The following is a 2,662-nucleotide window of genomic DNA, read 5'->3' as shown; positions in this document are numbered from 1 at the left end:
CATTATGCCCAGCTCCCAGTTATGAACAGTTTCGGTGCGGGCCGCGTCATCGCGCGAGCGCAGCGTTGGTGCGCGATGCCTGCGGCCTGCACATAACTACAGGGTCTTGAGGAACTCGACCAGCGTGTCAGGCGCCTTGTATCGCCGGATCGCGGCGTCTGGCTCCTGCAGTCTCCCCAGTGCCTGTTCCTTCATCGCCAGGTCAGCCTCGACGTATTGATGAGTTGTCGTCGGGCTCTCGTGTCCCAGCCACAGCGCGATGACGCTGATGTCCACGCCGGCCTGCAGGAGGTGCATGGCCGTCGTGTGGCGGATGATGTGCGGGGAGATGCGGCGCGTCGCAATCTGCGGCTGCGCTGTGGTCGCGGCCTTGACGGCGAGAGCGAGGCGCTGTGTGACGTTCCCGCGCGTCATCGCCTGACCATCGCGGTTGGGCAACAGCGCCGATGTCGGTTGCAACTGCGGATTGAGCCGTAGCCACGCCCTGATCTGCCGCACCGTCGATCGCCACAGCGGCACCGCGCGTTGCTTGCGCCCCTTGCCGTGCAGGTGCACACAGGCGGCACCATCGAGCACCACGTCGGCCAGCGTCACGCCGATGATCTCGGAGACCCGGGCGCCGGTGTTGTAGAGCATCCTGAGCAGCAGATGGTCGCGCTGGCTCGTCCAGGAGTCGTCGGGCTCGCTGATGATCGCCAGCATTTCCTCACGCGACAGGAAGCCCAGCATCGGCCGCTCGAAGCGCTTCATCGGCACGCCCTGCGACTTCTCGACGGCATGCAGGGCGCTCACGTCGCGCCGACCGGCAAATTTCAGGAACGCCCGCAACGCCGCGAGTCGAGCGTTGCGGCTTCTCACCGTATTGCCCCGCTCGCGCTCGAGGTGATCGAGGAAGGCCAGGATCAGCGTCGGCGTGATCTGCTCGAGTCGGATCGCCGTGGGTTGCTTGTGTAGCCGCGCCTGCGCGAAGTCGAGGAACAGCACGAAGGCGTCGCGATACGCGGCAACGGTGCGCGGGCTCATCGCGCGCTGCTGCTGCAGGTGCTCGGCGAAGAACGCCTGCACCAGGGCCGCGAAGCTGGGCGCCTGGACTGATTCGGGCTTAACCATCGTCGTCCTCCTCGGCTTCGTACGGATCGACGAAGTGCTCGAAACGCTTGCCCACCACTTGCAGGAGTTCGGGCGTGCCCGTGAGGTACCAGTACGTGTTCGAGACCTTGGCGTGGCCCATGTAGGTCGACAGCGCAAGCATGTGCTCGTGCACGTTCTCGCCCTGCTCATGCCAGCGCAACAGGCGACGCACCGCAAAGCTGTGCCTCAGGTCGTGGATGCGGGCCGCACCGTGGCCGCCGCGAGCGACCCAGCCCAGTTCCCGACGCAGTTGATCGAAGATACGGTGGGCCTGCCGATCACTGAGCGCACAGCCGAGCCGGCGGCCACGGGTGGCGATGAAGAACGGCCCCGCAGGATCGGCAGGCACGTACTTCGTGCGCTCAAGGCGGTAGGCGCGCAGGGCCGTTACGGCACTCGGGTGCAGCGGCACCAGGCGCGACTTGCCGAACTTGCTGCAGCGGACGGTCAGCACGCCGACACTGAGGTCGACGTCCGCGTCGACCAACGCCAGGGCTTCGGAGATGCGCAGACCCGTACAGGCGATCAGTCCGAACAAGGTCCGCATGACGGTACTGCGCAGCGGCGGCCCGAGCCGCCCGGCGGCGTCGAGCAAGGCCTCGATCTCCTCGTCACGGAAGATGTGCGGAGTGACCCGGCCCGGGACCGGCCCGAAGGTCGCCTCGTCGGGGACCTCGGTAGCCGGCTCGAACTGCTGCAGCCAGCGCGTAAACGGCCTGAACAGACGTAAGGCGCGAGCCGCCGTGCCTCGATCCCCTCGGCCACCCTTGACCTGCCGCGCCCAGGCAGCCATCACCTCGACGGTAAGCGGTCCGTGGTGACCGACTGCCTCGACATAGCGTGCGAACCGGGCGAGCGCCTGACCCATGTGCTGAAGTTCGAACCCGAGGCGACGGCGCTCGGCCAGATACGTCTCGATCCGCTCGGGAAGGGATATGTGGGCGCTCATGCTGGGCTCCCTGGCCAGGGCAAGGCGACTTCGACCAAGCCAGCGCGATCGGTCTTCGCGTAGATGAGCGAAGTGTTCAGCGAGCGGTGCCGCAGCACATCAGCGACTTCTTTGATCGAGCCCCCGCTGTTGACCAGCCGACAGGCCAAGGTGTGGCGCAGGGCGTGCGCCCGGCCATGCGGGATACCGGCGCGGCTGAAGGCGTCGCGGATCACCCGATGGATGGCATCCACGCTGACCGGTGCATCGTGTGGAGCCAAGGAGCGCACGAAGACGGATCGGTTGCTGGTGAGCGGTCGCTCGTGGCGCAGGTACGCCTCCAGCGCCTTGCCCGTGGGGACTGGCAGTGGCAGCACATCCTGGCGGCGAGACTTCGTCCGCCTCAGCGTGAGCGTGCCGTTCTGCCAATCGATGTCGTCCAGTTGTAGCCGGTTGATCTCGATACAGCGAAGGCCCAGATCGAGGGCCAGACGGACGATCGCATAGCCGCGCTTGGGCGCGCGCAGCGCCGGGGTGAATGAATTGAGGACACGGCCGACCTCACGCGACTGCAGCGCGCGTGGCAGCGACGCATGCGTCCAA

The 2,662-nt window shown here is 66.7% G+C and carries 3 protein-coding genes; all 3 read right to left on the bottom strand.

The window, feature by feature from the left end; genetic code table 11:
• Positions 1-96: 96 nt before the first annotated feature.
• Positions 97-1,110 (bottom strand): tyrosine-type recombinase/integrase, encoded by a 1,014-nt coding sequence (locus ACPT9U_RS17425; RefSeq protein WP_435751880.1) that lies wholly within the window; start codon positions 1,108-1,110, stop codon positions 97-99.
• On the bottom strand, positions 1,103-2,080 hold the full coding sequence (locus tag ACPT9U_RS17420; protein ID WP_435751879.1) for a tyrosine-type recombinase/integrase: 978 nt from the start codon (positions 2,078-2,080) through the stop codon (positions 1,103-1,105). The genes ACPT9U_RS17425 and ACPT9U_RS17420 overlap by 8 nt, the downstream gene beginning before the upstream one ends.
• On the bottom strand, positions 2,077-2,662 hold a 586-nt coding region (locus tag ACPT9U_RS17415), incomplete at its 5' end, for a site-specific integrase (protein WP_435751878.1). The genes ACPT9U_RS17420 and ACPT9U_RS17415, both read right to left, overlap by 4 nt.

The sequence above is a fragment of the Thauera sp. AutoDN2 genome (assembly GCF_051280715.1).
Taxonomy (GTDB): Bacteria; Pseudomonadota; Gammaproteobacteria; order Burkholderiales; family Rhodocyclaceae; genus Thauera.
This window is presented reverse-complemented; position numbering and strand designations above follow the sequence as displayed.

Coding starts and splice junctions, on each gene's coding strand:
- ACPT9U_RS17425 (WP_435751880.1), bottom strand. CDS start 1,110: ATGGTTAAGCCCGAATCAGTCCAGGCGCCCAGCTTCGCGGCCCTGGTG.
- ACPT9U_RS17420 (WP_435751879.1), bottom strand. CDS start 2,080: ATGAGCGCCCACATATCCCTTCCCGAGCGGATCGAGACGTATCTGGCC.